The following is a 19,875-nucleotide window of genomic DNA, read 5'->3' on the forward strand; positions in this document are numbered from 1 at the left end:
CCTTGTTATGGTAGCGTTCGGCATGAAAGACTAAATGCTGTCATTCTGAACAGTGGCGACGAGAGACAAGGAGTCATGCCTAATGAGTTTTGTCACGTTTTGGACCACGGGTTCCGAACAGGAATGGAATCGCGCCTTGGAACGATATTGGCCCCACGTGAGGCCAGCTAATGTGCAGATCGAACGGGAGATGGCAGAATTGGATCGCCGTTCCGTACAGTCCCTGCAGGCTCAGGAATTCTATGATTGGCTGTACCATAAGTATTTCGTCTGGAAATACACACAACCCAACCGTCTCGCCACTACGCGTGAGTCGCTCGCAAGTCATCACGCCCACGCGGCGGGGCTAGTCGAGCTTCAGGATATTCAACGCCTGCTTTTTGCGACCGATCCGCGCGATACTCTCGACGAGGCACCTGCCAACGCGGGACGCATCGGGGGGCTGGGAATGGCTGGGGCTTCTGGGTTGTTGGCTAACCCTTTGCGAGTAAAGCTGACGTAAGTCGGTTCCTCGTAAGAATCCCTCGCCTTTAGGCGTGGGGAGTGTCAATGGAGTCCTCGACGCATCGACATGGCCTTTTGGGGCACGCGCTCTTAAGCAAAGGTGCATCCTTTTTCGTTGAGGCATTTCGCGATGGGAGTGGTATTTCCCTGCCACGGGCGGCGGCCGTAGGGGATCACGCGTGCGGGCCCGTCCCACAAAAAAAGGGCCGAACGACCGTGCGACGGTCGCTCGACCCAGATCGTTCAGCTGGCGGCCTCTTCGGCCGCCTCCGTTTTCACCGCGGTGACGGCTTCGACCACCTTGGGGTACTCCGCGACGTTAATCTCCCGTGGGTTGCTGTACTGCGTGCCGAGCGTCTGATTGGCCAAGTCAATCAACGCGCCCACACTGAGCCCCCGGCTCTTGGCCAGCGTCCACAGTTCCTTCCCCTGAGCGTCGGATATCGTGGGCGGCACCCCATCGGTCAACCACGCCTTGAGCGTCTGAGCCACGTTCGCTTCGCCGGGCTCCCGGATGACCGCCTGCGAGAGCGCTCGGCAGCGGGTCTTGGTGACAATCAAGGTGTTGGATGAGTCCATATCACCCACGACGTCAAACTCGAAGTCTAACCCATCGCGCTGAATCGGTTGCAAGCCGACTTTGCGGATGACGGTTTTGCCTTGGTCGTTTTTCTCCTGCACATACTCCATTTTGGAGCGCATGGTGGCAATCACGTGCAACGGGGCTTGCAGCATCGCATCGACGAGGCGATTGTGTTCGGGGGTGACAGTCCGCCAGGCAGTGTAGCTGTTGCCGCTCTTTTCCTGCGCGGCCGCGGCGTCATGCATCTCGAGGACGCCGCCCTTGCCAATCCAGGCGTGGCTGAGGGAGTCAATAATCAAGACGTCGTAGCCCGCCCGGGCGGCGGCGTCGATGGCTTGGATGTAATCCCGCGGGGCAAACGTCTCGAGCTCCAGCACGTCAAAATCGAACTCGTCGGCATACTTGGAGGCCGATCCCCGCTCGGAGTCGATCACGGCAATCTTTTGCCCCAGGCCTTGCGCAATGCGCAGGCTACTATAGGTCTTGCCCGATCCGCTGGGTCCGATCAGCGCCATGCGGAGAAAGCTTTGCTTTTTGGTGGCTTTGTGGAATTGAAAAGCCATGTTAAATGTCCCCCTTCGATGGTTGGTTTTTCTTCTTGGGCTTGCGCACCGTCCAGCGTGCGTACGGATGACTCGTCTTCTGGTACGGTTTGATGACATCTTCCGCAATGACGCCATCAGCGATGGCGGCTTTAATATCGGTGGTCGTACGCCCCTCGACGACAGAGCGGCTCACCGTGACATCACCGGCCCGCAGGACATTCGCCTGCCGATCGTCCAGCACATCGCTAAATCCCGCTTCGAGGGCGTCGCGCCGGACCTTGATCAGATCGATTTGGGACTCGAGCAGCTGCTGCTGCGCCCGGAGTTTCGCGTATTCCTGGACGTCTTGAGCCAAGGGCGGGATCACGGCGACCACATCCTTTTTCTCGACGACGGTGGCCACTTGGCTCCCCCAACAATGGTCCCAGAAACCGCAGCGCCGAAGCCCTTGGGGGGTGTACCAGGCGCAGGGGTAACTGGTGGCTTGGTAGTCCTCAGGAATGGGCAGCGGCTCCCGCAGCATGGTGATCGCGGCCTGAACCTCCATCAGCCCCACGATCAACTGTCGAGCATACTGGCGGTCGTACGTAATGGGGAATGAGCGAATTTCCCCCGTTTCTTTGATGAGATACGCGACTTCAGCGGTGGCCCCGCGCTCGTTTCCATAAAAGTGGAGATACATGGTCACCTGCGCGACGTGGCTTTGCAGCGGGAGGTCTTTGATCCGCTTTTCGGTCGTGGTTTTGCACTCCACGATGTGTTTGATCGGCTCAACCCAGAGGTCAATGTGCCCGACGCCGAATTCGGTGCGGACCTCCACTTCCCGGACCAGTTGATCGGGGCCCGGAAATTGCTTTGCCCAGAGCGCGGTAATCCGCTCCTCCGCCAAGTGGCCGGTTTCGAAAATCGCCATTTCCCGGAGCGTGGGCGGTGTGGAGACGTACCCGAGCGCGCGGAGGGTTTGCCGTCGGGGGCACTGCCCGGCTTCCGACAAACGGATTTCGTGCGGATCGAATTTGCTGGGACCCGCAAGCTCTTCCTCGTACTTGAGTTGTTGCAAAGAGGCCGTCGACAGTGTTGTCTGCAGCAGCGGCTCAGCCATGACAGAGGGCCTCCTTTTCGTTAGTGGTTTGTGGAGGGGAGATGATACATCTCATGACCCCTTGCCTGTGCATACGGCGTCACATTCCTTTCTTGGAATGCCTAGGAGAATGCCCCGCCTGGAGGCGGGGCTGATATGCAAAGTCCTCTCTAATAAGGCGTGGTACTGCCGATTCCGCCGCCGACCCGTTCGGCGGTGACGCGATCGTCCGCAACGCGGCCGAACGGTAGAAAGATGCCTTGCGCCACGAGTTGGCCTGGCTTAATCACCTGAGGCTCATCCCCGAAGTTGTAAAACGCCAGGAAAATCTCCCCTTCGTTCTCGGGATTGTCGGCATGGTCGCTATCAATGACGCCGAGGCTATTGGGGATCAACAATCGCCGTTTGATGCCCACATTAGAGCGGGAAACAAGGAACAAGACCCAGTCGTCGGGCATGTAGACTTTGATGCCCGTTCGCAGGATGCGCATTTCGCCCGGCTCGATTGTGACCGGCTTAGGGATGTAGGCCGCGAAGTCATATCCAGCGGACCCTTTTGTGGCCCGGGTGGGAATGAGGGCGTCGGGTGCAGACGTGACGCGAGCAAATCGCATATGCAGCGGCATAAACAGTCCACCTTTCTGAGGAGAAGTCATCTAGCCCGCCGGCGCTGATGCACAGAAGTCCATAGCCCCGATGGATTGACATTGGCGGAGCTGATTCATCCAGGCCGCATGAGGCAGCGCCGGGTTGTAGAAGTAGAGCGCTCCGTGCGTCGGATCGATTCCCCGCAACGCGAGAGCAGCCGCGTGCCAAGCCGACTGCATAGGGTGCGCGGCAGTCCAAGCGCCGTTCGCAACCGTTTCGAACTGATTGGGCTGATGCAGAACGGCCCAGAGGCGATGGGGAAAGGATCGTGCATAGAGGCGATTCACGACCACAGCCCCCACGGCAACTTGAGTAGTAAACGACTGGTCGCCCGCTTCCGCTTGGATCAGCTGAGCGAGCCACCGTTGGTTGGGCGACGGACGAACAACGCGGCGAGCCCACGTGCGTGGACGGGCCGGGCGTGGGGGCGCGTGCGGGACGCCAAACACCGGGCGCATTTGATCGTGGCCCGAAACCATCGACGCTGTTTGGTGCACGCGGTGCGCATGGGGCATCAACGCACCGATGAGTGCCCCGATGGCAGCGGTCGTCATCACCCCAAAGCGCAGGGTCAGGCGGTAGCGCATCGGCATCGCTCCTTTGTGTTGAGGGATATTAGCCATCATGCAGCAGCGCCAGCGGGCGATGCTGCTGATAGCCGTAGAGCTGGAAGATCGGGTGAGCCCGTATGGTCTGCTGGATGAGATGCAGGAGACGCTCGTCCATCTTATTCAGCACAGCGGGATCTTGTTGCGACCGCCAGACCGCATACGCCGCATTGCAGGCGCGGTGGCTGAGCCGGAGACTGAGCAATTGCTCCACCCGCGAAGCGGTGGGCCAGACCGCCCCGTCATACGGCAGGACATGCTCCACGGTGCGGGTTTTGGTTGACAAGGGATGGTGGCACCAAAAGCATTGCCCGTGCTGCGCCTGGTGGAGCCAGGCGGTCCAGGGCGATCGGATCTGGCGGGTCGTGATCGCATAGGGACCCCCGAAGACCCGGGGCCAAGGTTCGACTTGCGCATCGAGCAGGGGAATGAGCGGCGTGATAATATCCAAGAGGCTTTGCCGCCACCGCGCGACGCCCACATGAAAGGGGATGTCCCGGACTTTTGCGGGCGGCTGATCCGGAACTGACGACATCCGCATCACCTCCTTTCGCAAAGATTTGCCCAAGAAAAAAGCCCCCAAGATGGGGGCTCCGGATCACGTGGCAGCGGACTAGGGCGTCCCCGTTAATTGCGCAAGCGAGACCGCTTGCAAATCCACGGCTTCGACCGACGGGTCGGAGGAGACGCTAATCACGGCATTGTGGGCTCCGACCCACATCATGGTGATCGGATTCATCGTGGGGAAGAGCGCTTCAGAGACGCTTTTCGGCCCAACCGCGCGGGGAAGCGCGGACACGCGGGCCATGGACGTCACCATCTCTCGGGCGATTTGGGTCGCCGTGGAGGGTGAGCTTGACATCATGTCGGAGGCCGAACCGATCCAGCCGTCTTGCGACCACTCAACATCCGCCGTGGCGGCGCTACTTGTGAGCTGTCCTGTGATGCCCTCCCCGAGGGCAATCGGCGTGCCCCGCGTGATGGAGATCGTCGCATCTTGGGCGAGCACCGCATCCGCCTGCGCTGCACTGCCGTAGAGGGTATAATCAAAAGCGCCGAGCCGGGCTCCTGCTGGAGCTGTCTCCTGAATGGCGGCCGCTTGGGTACTGACAGGGCCGTTCGGGAAGGCGGATTGCGCCAAGGTGGAGTACCAGGTGATCGCGTAGCCCGCCCCGTTATTGGTGGGCGTCACCGTCGCGAACGCGGCTCCGGTCGGAATCTGCCGGGGAACGACCAACGGAATGCTCGTCATCGGCTGGAGCTGTTGGAGGACCTCTTGGACCAACGGCGGGAAGGCCGAAGCGGGCACCAAAGGAATCGATACGGCCGTGGGCCCTTGCGCGACAGCGGTTGGGGCCGGCGTCGTGGCGGGGGCTGTAGCGTGCGACGTCGGTGTCGGGGGTGCTTTCGACGCCGTCGCCGGAGTCTTCGTCTGCGCGTGATGGGATGCGGTCTTTTTCTGCTTCACGTGATGGGCGCCGTGATGCGCTTTGGGGTGCGAACCCGCGGCCACCGGGGTAGTGGTGCCGCAAGCCGCAATGGCCAGGGGTAATGCCGCCAAACTTAAGGCAACCAGGACTTTCATCGGGGATGTCATTACCTCGCCTCTCTCTTTGGTTGAGATGATTTAGCCGAAGCTGTGGCGCGCGTCTCGAACTCAAAGGCCACCCGGCCGTCCGGGCCGTCCAATTTCAACCGGGCGTCGAACGACTTGCCCGCCTTGCTCTTAAATCCCTTGATGACCGCCGTGGTCTTGCCGGCCAGCAGAGTTTTGACCTGGGTGGCCGTGAGCTTCTTGCCCGCCACGGTTTTCCAAATCATAAAGCGGCACCCGTCCTTCCACTCCGAGCATCCCCACCCTTTCGGGCTCTCCCGGATTTCGCCCTTCTTGCATAACGGGCACTGTCCGAACGCACTCGGCATGTGAATCCCCTCCCCTGTTTGATGACGTGCTGCGTCCACCACGTCCTGCGTGAACTGGCGAATATCCCCAAGAAAGGCGCGCGGGTCGTCGGACGCCTCGGCAATTGCCTCCAAGCGCGCTTCCCAGGCCCCGGTGAGGTCGGGTGATTGCAACGTCTCCGGCAACACACGCAGCAAGCGCTGGCCCTTGTCGGTCGAGACCAGCGTCTTTTTCTGGCGTCGAATGTATTCCCGGGTCAACAGCACTTCCAGGATGCGGGCCCGCGTCGCCGACGTTCCGAGCCCGTACTTTTCCATCAAGGCCAAGAGGCTGGCGTCCGTGAGCCGGGCGGGCGGTTTGGTCTCCTTTTTCTTGATGTCCGTATCCAATACAGAGACCGCTTCGCCCGACCGGAGGCCGGGTGGAATCGCGGATTCCGCCTCCGAATCGGCATCGTTCGCCCCGTTCTCCTCCGAATCCTTAACAGGAGTGAGCGCGGCGCGCCACCCGGGATCCAGGACGACGGTTCCGGTGGTTTTGAACCGTTCTCCGGTTGCGACGGTCCAAATCGTCGTGCGTTCATCCTGGCCCGGGGGCAAGAGCGCCGCAAGAAACCGGCGGGCAATCAAGTCGTAGACGCCCTGATCGCGAGCGGACAGGGCCGTGGTCGGGGTATGGCCCGTCGGAATGATGGCATAGTGGCCCGCTTTCGCCACAGCCGCGTCATTCACGATGCGCGGGAGCCGATGTGTCAATTCCGCTTGCGCCTGGGCCCGCAACGCGGGCGACCCCACCGTGAGCGCGGCAAGCCGGGAGCTGACCGTTTTCGCAATGTCGGTCGTGATGACACGCGCTTCCGTGCGCGGATAACTGGTCAAGTGCTGGTCATAGAGACTTTGAGCGGCGTCGAGCGTCTGCTGGGCCGTCAGACCCAACCGGCGGTTGGCCTCTTTTTGCAGGTCGTTGAGATTGAACAGAAAAGGAGCTTTGACGGACACTTGCTTTTTCTCAACGCGGTCGATGTGACCCGGAGTGCCGGGCGGCACCTTCTGACCGATGGCGTTGGCCTGCGCCTCCGTCAATATCCGGGCGGGATGCTCACGCTCAGCACTTTGCCAAATGCCGGTGTAGTCGCCGGCCGGCGCCTGAAAGAGCACATGCAGCTCCCAATACGGAATAGGTTTGAACGCCCCGATTTCCAAATCGCGATCGACGATAATCTTCAACGTCGGAGTTTGAACTCGCCCCACCGACAACGGCTGTCCTGGTTGGCCGTGGCGGAGTGAAAAGGCCCGGGTGGCGTTGAGGCCCACGAGCCAATCTGCTTGGGCCCGGGCCAAGGCTGCTTTGGCGAGATCATCGTAGGCTTTGGCTGGTTTCATGGAGGCCAAGGCTTTTCGAATCGCCGCGGGCGTGTTTTCCGAGAGCCACAGGCGATCCACGGGTTTTTTCACGCCGGATAGGCTGTGGATGAGCCGAAAGATACTTTCCCCCTCGCGATCCGAATCGCAGGCATTGACAATGCGATCGGCCTGTGTCATGAGACCGAGGACAATCTTCAGCTGCGCCTGGGTTTTCGGAATGGCCGTCAGCTGAAACCGGTCGGGCAGCATCGGCAACGTGGCCCAAGACCAGGTTTTCCAGGTCGGATCGTATTGTTCTGGACTGGCTAGCGTGACCAGGTGGCCGTAAGCCCAGGTAATGGCGTCGGAGCCGACCGTCACATATCCCTCGTGTTTTTGGGTTTGGCCGAGCGTGTGCGCAATATCGAGCGCGACACTGGGTTTTTCTGCAATGATCAGCCGCAAAGTCGCAACCTCCTTTCCGTAGTAATCGACATAGGATGGGAAATTCCTGCTGACAGAGGCTGTTTTTGAATCTCTCGGAAGCGTACGTGAGCTCGTCAGAAGTGAACTCGGATTGAGAGAAGCAAGCTGCTGTCGGGGCTAAAGCTCGAAAAAAATATTTTTTCTCAGGCGTTGCAGATTTTGCATCGGTCGACTGCTGTTGCAGGCGTTGCAGGGCAAGGACTTGCGGGATTTGTGAGGGTTCCGTACGATGAGTTAGGAGGTGAAACACGACATGGATCAAAGCATTTTGCAACACACGATGGAGCAACTCAAAGACGTTGCGGAGAGGATTTACAACGTGCGGAAATCGTTAGCGGAAGCTGCGACACCGGATGTGTTGATCGCGATGGAGACGGAACAGGCGAGCCGCATTCTCGCCGATGTTTTCAACGGCGACGAACTGTTTCGCGCGATGGAGAGTGTCCTCAACGTCCGCGCCTTAATCAAAATGGCGAGTGAGGATTCCTCACCCGCCGCGTAACAGAGTGTTTAATTCTCCGCTCTGATCGGATTTCGACCGGTCGGGGCGGTTTTCTTTGCCTATCTTATCAAGGTCTGGTCCGATTGGCCATGGGGGGTGATGCTGACAGACATGAGGTCCCCACCCTCGTGATCGGACGATCGATTCACGGCATCAAACAGCAGGTTAAACAATAATTGCGAGGGCTGGGCAGCGAACCATTGCCGAAAATCATCGCAGCCCCCGAGAATCTGATCGCGAATGGGGGGAATGTTGGGCTGATCCCAGCGCCGCTGCCAATGGTGGACAAGAGATTCCAGTCGGCCCATGTAGTTGCGATAGTCAATCCACGAATCATGGCGGCGTATGGCATGAATGAGCTGATGGCGCTGGCCAAAGAATTGTTTGTGCCACGGGTCGGTATAATGCGTCACGGCATAGTCGGTGGACGCCACGGCGTCTCCAACGGCTAACAGAAACGATTCCGAGGCTTGGAGCAACCATTCGGAAGATCCGAGCGATTCACCGATCCAGGTCGTGAGTGTCGGATGACGCATGCCTCGCGCTCCTTTCACTTTTCAACGTTGCTTACTGTGCATTGTTGCGCAGACGGCTGTTGGATTATGGTGTCGGTGGTTCGTGTAGAACTAAGTGGACGTGAACCGTCGCTCCGGCCCGCTGGGCCAGCTGTTGCAACGTTTCGATCGTCAGATTGTGTTCGCCATTTTCCAATTGGGAAAGGAAGCTTTGCTTTACACCGATGTGCTCCGCAAATTGCTCTTGGGTCATTTCCAACTCTAAACGAATCCCGATGAACTGCTTGGCAATTTCCCACTTTAAAGTTCCGTCTTCCCAGGCGTGCTGAAACGCCGGGTCCGATTGCGCACGATGTTTCACATAATCGTGTATAAAATCCATCTTGTGTTGTCCCTCCGCAGTGTAACCCGTCTTAGGTTACTCAGGCTCGTATTCTTTCTCGTGACCTTCCCGTTCCAAGGGTGGTGAAGCTTGAGGAGAACGGCGATAGAATGTGCACTCTCGAATGATGCCGTCTAACGGCGTGGCCTGTTGGAATTTTTGGAGCACCCAAGAGATTTCGTATTCCAGACGATTGTCCGTTTCCATGGCCTGCTGTTCGTTGAGCCCCGGAAACGCCCGGTTAATGACGGCCAAATCCCGGGCGCGGTAAAGCCGATCGCGTGCCACCCCATCCGCACTGCTTAAAGACCAGTCCAAATCGAGCTATTGCGCATCCCAAAACGCTTGTTGCATCGCGGGTTGACGCAGTTTGTCCCATAACGCCCGCCAAGGCTCGGGAATCCGATTGTCCAGCAGCGGCACGGATGGCAGCCCCGTTTGATCCCTGCCGATGAGCCAATCCGGACGCCAAGGTGCACCAAAACGCAGCCACGGATCCCCGTGCCCTGGATGAATATCGACGCGCAACGCGGCATCGTGCAACGCATTGATCGCATTAGCCGTAAGCACGACATCTGACGGGTTTTTTGTCCATATTGATAGACTATGATCGAACGCCGCATGAAATTGTTCGGTCTCGAGGGAATACAGCCACGTACGAGGGCTCAAAGCGAGCAGGCTGACATTCGCGAAAGAATATTCATCGTCGCCCAAGGGCTCTCCGCGCATGTAACGCAACCAATGCCCAAACTCAAGATCGCCAAGAAAAATCCACGAGCACGGATCGATAAGATCGGTGTCACTGTCTCGCACAGCGACCCAATACGGATTACTGTTGTCAGGACCGGCGTCGGGCCATATGATGGCCGCGACAGCTGTACCGTGTTGGCCGACAACGCCAACAATATTGGTGATATGTTGCATGAGAGTGCATCGCTCCTTTCGTTTATTCGCGAAAAGATCGGGATTGCGTCGCTCAGATTCTGACGAGCGTTATCCGGGACGAGAATCGCTCGTTTTATCACGCTGCAATTGGTTTTGAGCAATCTGTCGCCGGTTATCGGAATTTACGGGATTAACAATGCGGATACCGGATTTTTCTAAAATGCCAAGATCTAAGATCCAGTTCCATCGATTGCGTTCCTGCCACACGTTAAACGCTTGTTGAATATGGTGTCGTGCTTCTGTTTCGGACCAATGATTGACCGCCATCAAGTGGTGCAAGGCTTGATCTGTGCGTCCTGTGACATTGGCATAACCAAAATGTGTGCTCAGGTGACAATCGGGGCACAGGGCAACTAGCCGTTTCAGCGTTTGTACACGGCGTCCTGAATCATAATCCCATCGTTCGTGAGCGTGCAAAGAGCCTCGAGTTCCGCAGGCTTCACAACGGTAACCGGCCCGGTGATAGACATAGCGACGTACGCGATCCCAATCGCGAGGATCGACAGCTGATCGGACATTGGTGAACCAGCACGATTCTGGAATCAAGTCGACAAAAAGGCCCGATCCAAACGAGCGATCTTCACCGGGTAATGGATTTGGCAAAGGGGTTTCAGCTGCCCATATTTGCAGAGCAGGAGACTGAGGATCGGAAACATACCAGGATTTCACGACAGGATCCCAACGCGCGCCAAGAGTCTTGGCCCGCTCGCGGTCAGCGTATGGAACAGCAAGATACAGTTTGGGCATAAACGGTCACCTCGCTAGTAAGATATTTCGCTACACGTTCAGGTCTGATGAAGTGAGGCCCCTTTTACTCCATAGAATAGGTTTCGGATGATTATTCCTCACGTGGTGGGCGTTCCTGAATTTCGACCACTTTCACTCCACTCTTTCACTCCACAGCAAAGGGTTCCGATGACTGTTGCCGATCGCGGACGCGATGCAACTGAAGCATATTAGCCTTTCACTCCACTCTTTTACTTCACTGAAAGGAATCGCATGAGTGTGCCCTCAAGGGAACCGTGGGATTCACCTCTATTCTTTCACTCCACAGAAGAGGTTTCGGATGATTGTTTCCGTGGGCGGGCTGGGGCGTGAGCAAAAAGCCCTCCGCTTTCACTCCACAGAAGAGGTTTCGGATGATTGTGCCTCTATCCTGTTCGCCTCGCTCGGAGAGCGGGGGTTGAGGGCCACTTGCGCGAACCTTCACGGGGCCGCCCCATCGATCCGCGGATTTTGCCCATGCGATCTCGGACAGTGCGGCCCCGCGCGGCGCGCGAACCCCCGGGGTTTAACCGACCGCTTGAGGTTCGCGCAACACCTCCTCCCCTACTCCACCAACGCGCTCCGCACCGCCTGACGCGCGATGGCGATCTGGGTGGTCAGGTTGTCGAGCTGTTCGCCGAAGAGACCCGAGTAGCGCTGCACCCGCGAGTCCAATTCCTTCAGCTGTTGGACCAGCTTGGCCTGACTCGCCGTGGACGGCGTTTTCCCGGCCTTCTTGGCGTCTTGTACGCTTTTCAACAGCGCCGCCGTCTTCCGGGTGACCTCGTCGTCCAGACTCTGCGTCAACGTGCCAATGACGTCGGCGGAGCGTGTCAGCGGCATCGACCAGACGTGAATCCCGAGATCGTTCTGGGCCTGGTTTAAGGCGTCAATCAAGCCCACCGCGGTTTCCGGGATGAACTGCATCGGACCCGCGTGTGCCATCTGCAATGCGCCCACGCCCGAGAACCAACCGCGAATCTGACGACGTCGGTCACCAGCGGTGAAGGTGCGTTGGGCAGTGTCCACGAACTCCGGTAGCCGCGACAGGGCATCGTCTTGCTCCGAGGTCATCTGGTCCAAGCGCTGAATGCTGATGATGTCGTGCTTCGTGTCCCGCGCGATGGCTGCCAAAGGCCGGAAGTGAACCTGTCCACCGCTCACGGTTTCTTCGATCCAGTGGTGTACGGTGCGGCCGCGCTCCCGCTCGACGCGACGGATGAGGGTCCGACCCGGAGCTGCTGCTTGCATGGACCGCAGGCCGCGCAAGTACGCCGTCGTGGCGGGAATGCCCTTCGGAGCGCCGTACGCGGTCAGGCCTGCACGCATCAACCCTTGCAGCCACTGCTGTTGGTCCACCAGCCCTTCGTCCACCGTGAACCACGCCAACCGCCCGACGTTCGGGTGAGACGCCAACAACTGCGCCATCAAATCGTCTTGGTGAATTGCATCCGTCATGGACAATCATCTCCTTTCAAGATGGCGACAAAGATGCCCGCGCCGGAGGACGCGGGCCTTTCGATTTCAGACGTGACGTTGGGTGCGGAGGACCCGGGTTAGCAGGCACAAATCGGACGAAAAGCTCATCGTTCGTTCTATGTCACTAGCTCCTTCCTGAGACGCAGACAGCCTTGCAGTCCCCCGGGGCTACCTCTTGGTGACTACCTGTTCGCTCAACCGCTGTGTGGTAAAGGCGCTCGGCGTAATCGGTAGCCGCTGCCGCATCGCTGCCATCCGCCGCAGCAAAGGCCGACACGGACCCTGCCCGCACCAGTCGGCGAACTCACTCTCGGTCCTGGGCATTCCACCCGTGATCTGTCGCGTAAAGGCGGTGGCGAAGCGCGCGGACCATGTCGCGATCCGGGACGGCCCTGCCGGGCCGATCATCCACGGACCCGACGGCCACCGCCGTTCGGTCACGCAGATCCCGAAGCGCCGCGTGGGTCATTGCATAGTCGCGGCCCAAGGTCTTCACCACATGCCGTAGCGACTCACCGGTAGCCAATGATTCAAGGACTGGACGAAGCTCCTCGGGAAACGGAGCCCGGCCGTCCAGCAGCGCCCGGGCCCAGGCCACCCATACCGGCCGCCGCTGAGCCACGGCATGCAGGCGCTTGAGCCGCCGGCGGACAATAGTCGGATCGATCCCCTGTTGAGCGGCATAGACGCCCGGGGACCCGGCTCGTAGGAGCTCATCGACCCACCGGTAGTCCGCGTCCGTCCAGAGAATCGGGTGACGCTCGGCATCCTCGGCCAACCGCCGCAGCGAGGCGGCAATAACCGGCGGTTGAAGCACTTGGCGTACCAGCTGCAGCACCTCCCGAGCCGACAGCCCGGTTGCGTTGATAATAGCCGTTAAGGGCTCCCCGTCCTGCATGGCCTCTACGATCGTGCGAGTCGTGGGGTCGACCAGTTGGCGGGTATCGAGCGTTTGAACGGCATCATAGAGATCCGCGGTGTTTTGAGATTCGGTCACGCCCCGCTGGAGGCTTTGTCGGACCCATTCCTGCGTGACCCCGGCACGGGCCCCAATCGCCGCAAGTGTGGCTCCGTCTCGATAGGCCGCCATCCAAGACCGCCGCGGTTCGGCGACATACCGCAAGTCGATGGTCATCAACCGGTGCTGCAACGGGGTGCGCCGTCGCGTAGGGTGGAGGACTTTCCACACCGTAGCGGCTGAGGCGGGCCGGTCCTCCCACGCATCCCACTCTTGTTGGGTCGGCGGGTGGCCCAACCGCTGGGTCAGGTTGTCAAAGGCCCGCTGCCATTCGGCGTGCGCGATCCGCGACTGCCGTTGGGCGTCGGTTTCGATGCGAAGACCAGCGGCTTGAACCGCCTTGGTGTAAGACCCCCAGTAGTGGGCAATGGTGCGGAGCATCGGTTGGTAGGCCTGGCGACTCCAATCGTTGACGCCCATAATCGTGCCGTCGGACCGGGCGTGCGCCCGCAAGGCATCCAAGACCGCTGAGGGGTTCCAGGTACCGCGCGGCGCAAAGCGCCGGCGGTTCGGAGGAGGTGAGAACCCAGCAGCCTCCCAGGCCTCCCGCCAATGAGAGAAGTGCTGCAACACAATCGCAACGTCGGGACGATGATGCCCGGTTTTCCATTCCTCGGTCGTGAGCCATCGCCCATATCGCGATCCCACCGCGCGGAATTCCGCGACAATGGTGTCGCGCGTCCAGCGCCGCACCCGGGACGGTCGTTCGTAGCCTGCCATGGCCCATGCCTCGACCCAGCTACCGCAGGTGTTGATGATAGTTTCGGTGCTGGGACGGCGTTTGGCGGTTTCCCACGCGCGTTTCGTCCAATATCCCCGTTCCCGTCCCGCCTCACGCAAGACGGCCAGCACTGCCTCTAGGGTCCATTTGCGAGACATCGGCATCAGTCCTTTCGAGGAGAATTGTCGGGGCCTAATCCGTACAGGACTTCCTCGTGCAGACGCGCCTCGGCCCAGTGGGCAAATGGCGCTTGACACACATCGCAGGACCAGAGCTTCACACCCCAGGCATCAGCCAAGCGGTCACCCACGGTGGGATCGGTGTTCGCGCCATGCACAATCATGGCCAAGAGCGTGCGTATCTTCTCGTAGTCACGGGTCATGTCTTCCATCGCGACCGACTCAGGATGCCGAACGGTTACGGCAAAACGGGTCTTGTGCAAATCCGTGACTTGAAAGATGCGCCCGTTGGAACACGGAGATTCACCGACCAAAAGAGGCTCTCCGGCCTCTTCCGACCACGAGGCTTGGCGGCCGGCAAGGACCGAGACGGCGGTGTTGATGAGCACGGTCTGGGCCAGGGTACTGTCCGTGACGTCGGCATTGCGCGCTTCGGCCCACGAAAGCGTTGGTAGGTCTCGTTCTTCGAAGGAATCCACGGCTTATCGAATCCTTTCATGGCAAAGGTTGGCGGATGCCGCTGCTTACGAGGACAGTTGGGCCCGTCCATAGATGGCGCGGCGCGACACCCAACCGTTGGGACGGCCGCGCGCGTTTAGTACGGTAAAAAATACCCCGCCGGAGGACGGGGTCAATCGTAGAGCGTTGCGGGACCCCGGAAGGCCCCCGCGGGATACGAGATCATCCTCTTTCTACGGGTATGTCACCGCTAAACCTGGTGACGAAGACGATGACCATGCGATACTGAAGTCAGATATCAAAGGGATGTGATGACACCATGGCCAGTTCAACCGACGTTGCATCGGAGAGTCTGACTCTGCAGCAAGTGGTGACGGTAATTAACCAATCCGTCGTCGTCGCGCTCAACATTAAACTGATTGAGCGGACGCGTCGGATCCGGGCGGAACTCAAAGATTTAAGCCGCGATTACGGCCAGTGGACGTATGGCACCTTGCGGGACGGAGACTTTACGTGCGGCGTCCGCCTTCCTTCAGCGCTGGCCCAAAGGTTGACACCGGGGCAGGTTGGGTGGTGGACGGGAACATTTGAAGCGGTCGCCCGGCGCGAAGATGCCCGTGGGCGGATGAGTCAATATGACGCATGGCGGTTTGTCGCCAGCGACTTTGAAGCCGAGGGCGTGAGCGAACACCGCACTCGACTCCATCAAGCCGAACAGGAACTAACCCAGGAAGGCATCCTGCCTCACGTGGCACGTGCTTGGCGAGATGATCCGCTACCATGGCGCATCGGGCTCATCGGCCAGCCGGACACGAAAGGGTGGGAGGACGTGGAAGCGAAATTAGCCGGCGCGACACAGATTGATCTCCATCGAATTCCCGTCAAGATCAGTCAAGTCAACAGCATTGTTGAGGGCATCCACCGCGCCAATCAAGAATCCCTCCACGCTCTCTTGCTCGTCCGTGGCGGCGGGGACTTGGAAACCTTCGATCAACCGGCCATCGTGCGGGCGCTGGCAACCAGCCAGGTCTACACCATTGCCGGGATTGGGCACGCCACGGACAATGTGCTGGTAAACGCGGCCGTAGACCGCGCTGCGACCACCCCCACGGATGCGGCGCTCTATGTGTTGGGACAGCTGGAGGCGCGTCAAAAGCGCGAGACCACGGAAGACCTTCGCCAGCAAAACCGGATGTTGCAGCAGCAACTAGCGGAACTCACAACCCGTCGACAACGCAACCCTTGGATGATCATCACTCTGGTCGTCGCCATCGCAGCGGTCGTCGCCGTTGTGGTGTTGGTGGGCAGCGGCCGCTAAGCGGACGGCCCCGTGACTTCGGAAGTAATGCGTTTCGGAACCATTCCGGCCCGGCTTGTGGTCCACTCGCGCAATCGAGGCCATGTTTCGGATGTCGGTCCGCCGTTGTCCCAAACCCAGTCCGCGAACTCGCGCAGCAACCGCACTTCTTGTTCCGTGCGATGCTGCCCCGCGTCTTCGCCCAACACGGCCCCGTCCCGCTCGCGAAGTCGTTGCATACGAATGGCGTCGGGCGTTTGGCAATAAACCAGCAGAGCCTCCGGCCAGAGCGTTCGAAACCGCGTCCACTCGCTCCAGAGCCGCACGTCGGGCACCACCACCGCTGGGGCATCGGACTCCGCCCGCGCAACCAAGGCATTCACCAGCGCATCGCGATCCATCGTGCGGAAGGCATCCCCTACGATTTGCTTGGCGCGGCGCCGCACGGTGCCGGGGTCCACACCTTCGCCGATCAAACGATTCATCATATCCTGCCAGGCGGGCGTGTCCAGTGTGGCCAGGATGGGATCCGCCAAGCGGTGAATGGCGAGGCCAAAGGTGCCGGCTAACATCCGCGCGGCGGTATTCTTGCCGGAGCCCGCAGGACCTGCGAGCAAAATGGGTTGCATACACACTCCTCCTGTTTCGCAAAAAAGAGACAACCCCAGCTGGTAGCCGGGGCTCTGGACGGTCAGGCTACAAACGTGGGCCCCGTGGGGCCTCCGGGTTTGGGGCGATTCGCAGGACCTCTTCATAGATCCCAAGTGTCCGGCCGATGCCCTGGGCTACCACGTCCACGATCGGCTGAGCATCCCCCCCATCGGCCGCCTGAAGCGCCGCGTCATAGCGCGGTCGGTCGGCGGGATCCAACAACGCCGGGGGATAGCGATGGCGCATCAACCAGAGGTTGAGCAACAATCGACCGGTTCGCCCATTACCGTCAACGAACGGATGAATTTTCATCAAAGCCGCGTGCATTTCGGCGCCGACCACCACGGGATGCGCCGTCAAGTGGGGCTTTCAAGGGATTACCGTTTGGCGCGATCTTGGCGTGGGAAAAGGTGACGAACGACGATGTGTGCGAGTCCGACGATTTGGCCAAAGACCGTGACAAAAAAGGCATCGGCAATGGCCGCGCTCAAATGAAGCCATCGCAAACCGACGCCAAATAAAGCCACAAGTGATGCCGCTGCTTCGACGCCTAATCCGATGAGAATGCCTTTGGCGTACCACTCGCGCAAGGACACGTTTTGTTCGGCACGCTGAGCTTCGGTGAGACGTAAACGCTCTTCTATGATTTGCGGCCGACCAAGAAACGGATCGCGTGGCGGAGGATTTATTGGAGGTTGGCCCATGTGCGGCGCTCCATTTCTTCGAGTCGAATCCGCATCGCGCTGATGGAGACCTCACACGCCTCGGCAAAGGCGGCCACGGGCCAATCCGGATGGGCCAGCCGCAAGGCATCCACCCACGGCCAGGGCATCAGCAGCGCGGCCGCGAACCGATTGGCTTCACGTTCTTTCTCCGACCCGTCCCACGCGGCATCACGACGCCACTCGACGAGTTCGACATCGACGAGATTCTGGGGTTCAGACCACGCGTCACCGGGCGCCATGTGAAGAATCCAATGGCCGAGTTCATGCGCGACGGTAAAACGCTGGCGCACCGCCGATTCGAACTGATTGATCCAAATCGTCCCGCCATCGGCCGATTTCTGAATCGCGCCCGAAATGCGTGGATCTGCGAAGCGAGCATCATAAACGGGGATGCCCAACGCGTGGGCTACGGCAATCACATCGACGGGCAGATGCGATTGCCCGGCGTCGCGCAGCACGCGCAACGCCTTGGCTTCGATGTCTGACGTTCGACGCGCGTCTATGTGCCACACCTCCTTTTGATCATCATTGTAGCGGATGGGGTACGAAAATTGCAGTAGGGACGGTCACTGGTCGTGACCGGGCACCACCCGTGATCCGTCAGGTGACGGATCCGCCAGCCGGATCCCACGTGATCCGCGCCCCAGCGACCAGCGCGTCATCCAATCCCTTCGGCCCGTCCCAGCACGCCCGCATGAGCGGCCAGCCGGCATTTCTGATCGCGTCCGTCAAGCGCCCGACATGCTGGGCAACCTTTGCGGCGGTTTCCGGGTTGGGGTCGCGGTCGAAGGCGAGAATCACACGCTGGGGCTGGACGACGGCTAAGATGTCGAGCACCGGGGTCCACGCGCCGGCCCCCGGTACGCCGAGGACGGTGTGGCCGAGACGCGCTTGGGCGACGATGGCCTTCAACGGCCCTTCCGTAATCCAGACCACATCATCGACGCCCCGCACCACATGTACCGGGGCCCCGGATGCGGCACCACCGACATAGGTGGGGGCGGGCGTGGACAGCCAGCGATACTTACCCCGGGACGCGTCGTCCGCCCGGACATGGATGGCCTGAATCTGTCCGTGTACGTCCCGCACGGGGATGGCAATGCCCGCAGGGCCGACGATACGCCACCGACTCCCCCGGCGGGCAAACCCAGGGACTCCCGCGGAGACAGGCGTGATCGGCGCGATCCCGGGTATCACCGAGGCGAACCCCGCTTTGTCGATGGCCCTCTCGCTCAACCCCCGCGCGCGCAACGCGATGCGGTGCGGGGCGGTCAGTCCCCACTGCCCCAAGAGCGCCTGGTAGGTGGCATCGCGGTCGGGAAGTGCCGCCAGCGGCGTTTCCCCGCTAGCCGGCTTTGTCCGGGGTGCGATCGACATCTCCGGGTGTTCCTGTTCGAGCCAACGCAGCGCGTCCGGGGTAGAGCAATGCTTCCACCGCACCACGAAACCGATGACGTCATCGCGCACCGGCGAGCAGGTCATACACTTCCAGGTGCCCGTTTTCGGCCACACCACGAGACTGGGATGGCGGTCATCGTGAAAGGGACAGCGCCCGACATACCAATGGCCGTGGCGCTTCAGGGGGACCACCCGACCAATCACGTCTTCAATGCGGATGGATTGCTTAATGGCGGCACAGTTAGCCATATGACTCACCTCAACGAAAGAGTGATACCTCCATAGAACCGGCAGAGCCGGTGCCGATTGAGGCAGGGAGAGGGCTTGGGGTCCTCGAGACGGGCACCTCACTCTCGGTGCGTCGCAGCAAGGCCTGATACGTCGCGTAGGCAATGCGCCACCCTTCGGCGATGCCGCGTGCATCATCGCAGTCCGGCAAGTAGTCGGCGAAATACTGCCACTGATAGCCGCGGCGGGTGGCGACATATTCCTTGCGGATCCGAATGAGGCCCGCGCGGTGCAACGCCGCGACGGTCGTCTTGGCTCCGTGCACCTCAACTGGTTCATTCAACGTCATGAAGCGTATCCGGACCATTCGCACCCACCCCCTATTCCTTGTTTTACGCATGGCGCATTACCACCAACGTGGCATTGTCCGACCAGGTGGTGAGCCCGAGAATCTGGTCGACCGACGCCCCGCTGTGCAGTAAACACGGCCACTGTGCGAGCGGCAAAGCGTTGAGCCCGTCCGAAGTGAGAATCAGCACATCTCCCGCGACCCAATCGACCGAGAAGGTCTCTACTAGCAAAGGTGCTGACCCAATGGCAGACACCAGCACATGACCGTCAGAAGCGGTGTTCTGATGATGCCAGGGTTCCCGGCCGTTCCGCACACGCTCCCCGGCCGGCGTCATATCCACGGTCAGCGGGCTCACTCGACCGCCACGAACGAGGTATGCGCGGGAATCGCCAACGTGCGCCATCCAACAGGTGTCCCCGCGCGCCACCGCCCAGAGCAGGGTGGTGCCGGGCGGGGTAGCTTCACCGGGAATCGCCAAGGCTTCGACCGCGCGGTGGGCGGACATCACACCCGACTCCAGCCACGCGCTCCAGTCGGCATCAGCCGGGAGCGGCATGG

At 60.3% G+C, this 19,875-nt stretch carries 25 protein-coding genes; 3 read left to right on the plus strand and 22 right to left on the minus strand.

What is annotated here, in order from left to right:
- Positions 1 to 82: 82 nt before the first annotated feature.
- The gene (locus HIJ39_RS09735) at positions 83 to 502 is read left to right on the plus strand and encodes a hypothetical protein (RefSeq protein ID WP_169099121.1); all 420 of its coding nucleotides are present in this window, start codon (positions 83 to 85) and stop codon (positions 500 to 502) included.
- Positions 503 to 747: 245 nt separating this feature from the next.
- On the opposite strand, the gene HIJ39_RS09740 is transcribed toward HIJ39_RS09735, so the two are convergent.
- The 7 genes from HIJ39_RS09740 to HIJ39_RS09770 form a co-directional block, all read right to left on the minus strand.
- Complete coding sequence (locus HIJ39_RS09740; protein ID WP_169099123.1) at positions 748 to 1,650, minus strand: ATP-binding protein; 903 nt, start codon at positions 1,648 to 1,650, stop codon at positions 748 to 750.
- Position 1,651: 1 nt separating this feature from the next.
- Positions 1,652 to 2,734, minus strand: a complete 1,083-nt coding sequence (locus HIJ39_RS09745) for a hypothetical protein (RefSeq protein ID WP_169099125.1) — start codon at positions 2,732 to 2,734, stop codon at positions 1,652 to 1,654.
- Between the two features lie 149 nt (positions 2,735 to 2,883).
- Entirely contained in the window at positions 2,884 to 3,339 is a 456-nt protein-coding gene (locus HIJ39_RS09750) for a dCTP deaminase/dUTPase family protein (RefSeq protein ID WP_243239493.1), read from the minus strand.
- 30 nt (positions 3,340 to 3,369) lie between these two features.
- Complete coding sequence (locus HIJ39_RS09755) at positions 3,370 to 3,948, minus strand: cell wall hydrolase (protein ID WP_169099127.1); 579 nt, start codon at positions 3,946 to 3,948, stop codon at positions 3,370 to 3,372.
- A gap of 28 nt (positions 3,949 to 3,976) precedes the next feature.
- Positions 3,977 to 4,504, minus strand: a complete 528-nt coding sequence (locus HIJ39_RS09760; protein ID WP_169099128.1) for a hypothetical protein — start codon at positions 4,502 to 4,504, stop codon at positions 3,977 to 3,979.
- 78 nt (positions 4,505 to 4,582) lie between these two features.
- A complete protein-coding gene (locus HIJ39_RS09765) occupies positions 4,583 to 5,566 on the minus strand; it encodes a hypothetical protein (protein ID WP_169099130.1) in 984 nt (327 codons plus the stop codon).
- Entirely contained in the window at positions 5,566 to 7,680 is a 2,115-nt protein-coding gene (locus tag HIJ39_RS09770) for a type IA DNA topoisomerase (RefSeq protein WP_169099132.1), read from the minus strand. The genes HIJ39_RS09765 and HIJ39_RS09770 overlap by 1 nt, the downstream gene beginning before the upstream one ends.
- A gap of 274 nt (positions 7,681 to 7,954) precedes the next feature.
- Between HIJ39_RS09770 and HIJ39_RS09775 the strand changes: the two genes are divergently transcribed.
- Positions 7,955 to 8,203, plus strand: coding sequence for a hypothetical protein (locus HIJ39_RS09775; protein WP_169099134.1), 249 nt, complete (start codon positions 7,955 to 7,957; stop codon positions 8,201 to 8,203).
- A gap of 59 nt (positions 8,204 to 8,262) precedes the next feature.
- On the opposite strand, the gene HIJ39_RS09780 is transcribed toward HIJ39_RS09775, so the two are convergent.
- The 8 genes from HIJ39_RS09780 to HIJ39_RS09815 form a co-directional block, all read right to left on the minus strand.
- Entirely contained in the window at positions 8,263 to 8,739 is a 477-nt protein-coding gene (locus HIJ39_RS09780) for a hypothetical protein (RefSeq protein WP_169099136.1), read from the minus strand.
- Between the two features lie 64 nt (positions 8,740 to 8,803).
- Complete coding sequence (locus HIJ39_RS09785; protein ID WP_169099138.1) at positions 8,804 to 9,100, minus strand: helix-turn-helix domain-containing protein; 297 nt, start codon at positions 9,098 to 9,100, stop codon at positions 8,804 to 8,806.
- A gap of 36 nt (positions 9,101 to 9,136) precedes the next feature.
- The gene (locus tag HIJ39_RS09790) at positions 9,137 to 9,418 is read right to left on the minus strand and encodes a hypothetical protein (RefSeq protein WP_169099140.1); all 282 of its coding nucleotides are present in this window, start codon (positions 9,416 to 9,418) and stop codon (positions 9,137 to 9,139) included.
- A 6-nt stretch (positions 9,419 to 9,424) separates the two neighbouring features.
- Positions 9,425 to 10,024, minus strand: coding sequence for a hypothetical protein (locus tag HIJ39_RS09795; RefSeq protein ID WP_169099142.1), 600 nt, complete (start codon positions 10,022 to 10,024; stop codon positions 9,425 to 9,427).
- Between the two features lie 69 nt (positions 10,025 to 10,093).
- Positions 10,094 to 10,792: a DUF5710 domain-containing protein gene (locus tag HIJ39_RS09800; RefSeq protein WP_169099144.1), complete on the minus strand. Its 699-nt coding sequence runs from the start codon at positions 10,790 to 10,792 to the stop codon at positions 10,094 to 10,096.
- A 582-nt stretch (positions 10,793 to 11,374) separates the two neighbouring features.
- Positions 11,375 to 12,268 carry a DUF6744 family protein gene (locus HIJ39_RS09805; protein ID WP_169099146.1) on the minus strand — a complete coding sequence of 298 codons (894 nt, stop codon included), beginning with the start codon at positions 12,266 to 12,268 and terminating at the stop codon, positions 11,375 to 11,377.
- A 325-nt stretch (positions 12,269 to 12,593) separates the two neighbouring features.
- Positions 12,594 to 14,186 (minus strand): hypothetical protein, encoded by a 1,593-nt coding sequence (locus HIJ39_RS09810; RefSeq protein ID WP_169099148.1) that lies wholly within the window; start codon positions 14,184 to 14,186, stop codon positions 12,594 to 12,596.
- A 5-nt stretch (positions 14,187 to 14,191) separates the two neighbouring features.
- A complete protein-coding gene (locus tag HIJ39_RS09815; RefSeq protein ID WP_169099150.1) occupies positions 14,192 to 14,686 on the minus strand; it encodes a hypothetical protein in 495 nt (164 codons plus the stop codon).
- Positions 14,687 to 14,985: 299 nt separating this feature from the next.
- Here HIJ39_RS09815 and HIJ39_RS09820 point away from each other — a divergent pair, with 299 nt between their 5' ends.
- Positions 14,986 to 15,984, plus strand: coding sequence for an exodeoxyribonuclease VII large subunit (locus HIJ39_RS09820; RefSeq protein ID WP_169099152.1), 999 nt, complete (start codon positions 14,986 to 14,988; stop codon positions 15,982 to 15,984).
- Here the strand turns inward: HIJ39_RS09820 and HIJ39_RS09825 are convergent.
- The 7 genes from HIJ39_RS09825 to HIJ39_RS09855 form a co-directional block, all read right to left on the minus strand.
- Positions 15,981 to 16,592: a dephospho-CoA kinase gene (locus HIJ39_RS09825; protein WP_207711592.1), complete on the minus strand. Its 612-nt coding sequence runs from the start codon at positions 16,590 to 16,592 to the stop codon at positions 15,981 to 15,983. The genes HIJ39_RS09820 and HIJ39_RS09825 overlap by 4 nt on opposite strands.
- 67 nt (positions 16,593 to 16,659) lie before the next feature.
- On the minus strand, positions 16,660 to 16,974 hold the full coding sequence (locus tag HIJ39_RS09830) for a Fic family protein (RefSeq protein ID WP_243239494.1): 315 nt from the start codon (positions 16,972 to 16,974) through the stop codon (positions 16,660 to 16,662).
- Between the two features lie 17 nt (positions 16,975 to 16,991).
- A complete protein-coding gene (locus HIJ39_RS09835) occupies positions 16,992 to 17,318 on the minus strand; it encodes a hypothetical protein (RefSeq protein WP_169099154.1) in 327 nt (108 codons plus the stop codon).
- The gene (locus HIJ39_RS09840) at positions 17,300 to 17,851 is read right to left on the minus strand and encodes an ImmA/IrrE family metallo-endopeptidase (protein WP_169099156.1); all 552 of its coding nucleotides are present in this window, start codon (positions 17,849 to 17,851) and stop codon (positions 17,300 to 17,302) included. The genes HIJ39_RS09835 and HIJ39_RS09840 overlap by 19 nt, the downstream gene beginning before the upstream one ends.
- A gap of 88 nt (positions 17,852 to 17,939) precedes the next feature.
- On the minus strand, positions 17,940 to 18,986 hold the full coding sequence (locus HIJ39_RS09845) for a CHC2 zinc finger domain-containing protein (RefSeq protein WP_169099158.1): 1,047 nt from the start codon (positions 18,984 to 18,986) through the stop codon (positions 17,940 to 17,942).
- Positions 18,987 to 18,996: 10 nt separating this feature from the next.
- Positions 18,997 to 19,332, minus strand: coding sequence for a hypothetical protein (locus tag HIJ39_RS09850; RefSeq protein ID WP_169099160.1), 336 nt, complete (start codon positions 19,330 to 19,332; stop codon positions 18,997 to 18,999).
- A 25-nt stretch (positions 19,333 to 19,357) separates the two neighbouring features.
- Positions 19,358 to 19,875 (minus strand): PP2C family protein-serine/threonine phosphatase (locus HIJ39_RS09855; RefSeq protein ID WP_207711593.1); only part of this gene is annotated, 518 nt, incomplete at its 5' end.

Origin of the sequence: Sulfobacillus harzensis (genome assembly GCF_012933365.1) — a bacterium.
GTDB lineage: Bacteria > Bacillota > Sulfobacillia > Sulfobacillales > Sulfobacillaceae > Sulfobacillus_B > Sulfobacillus_B harzensis.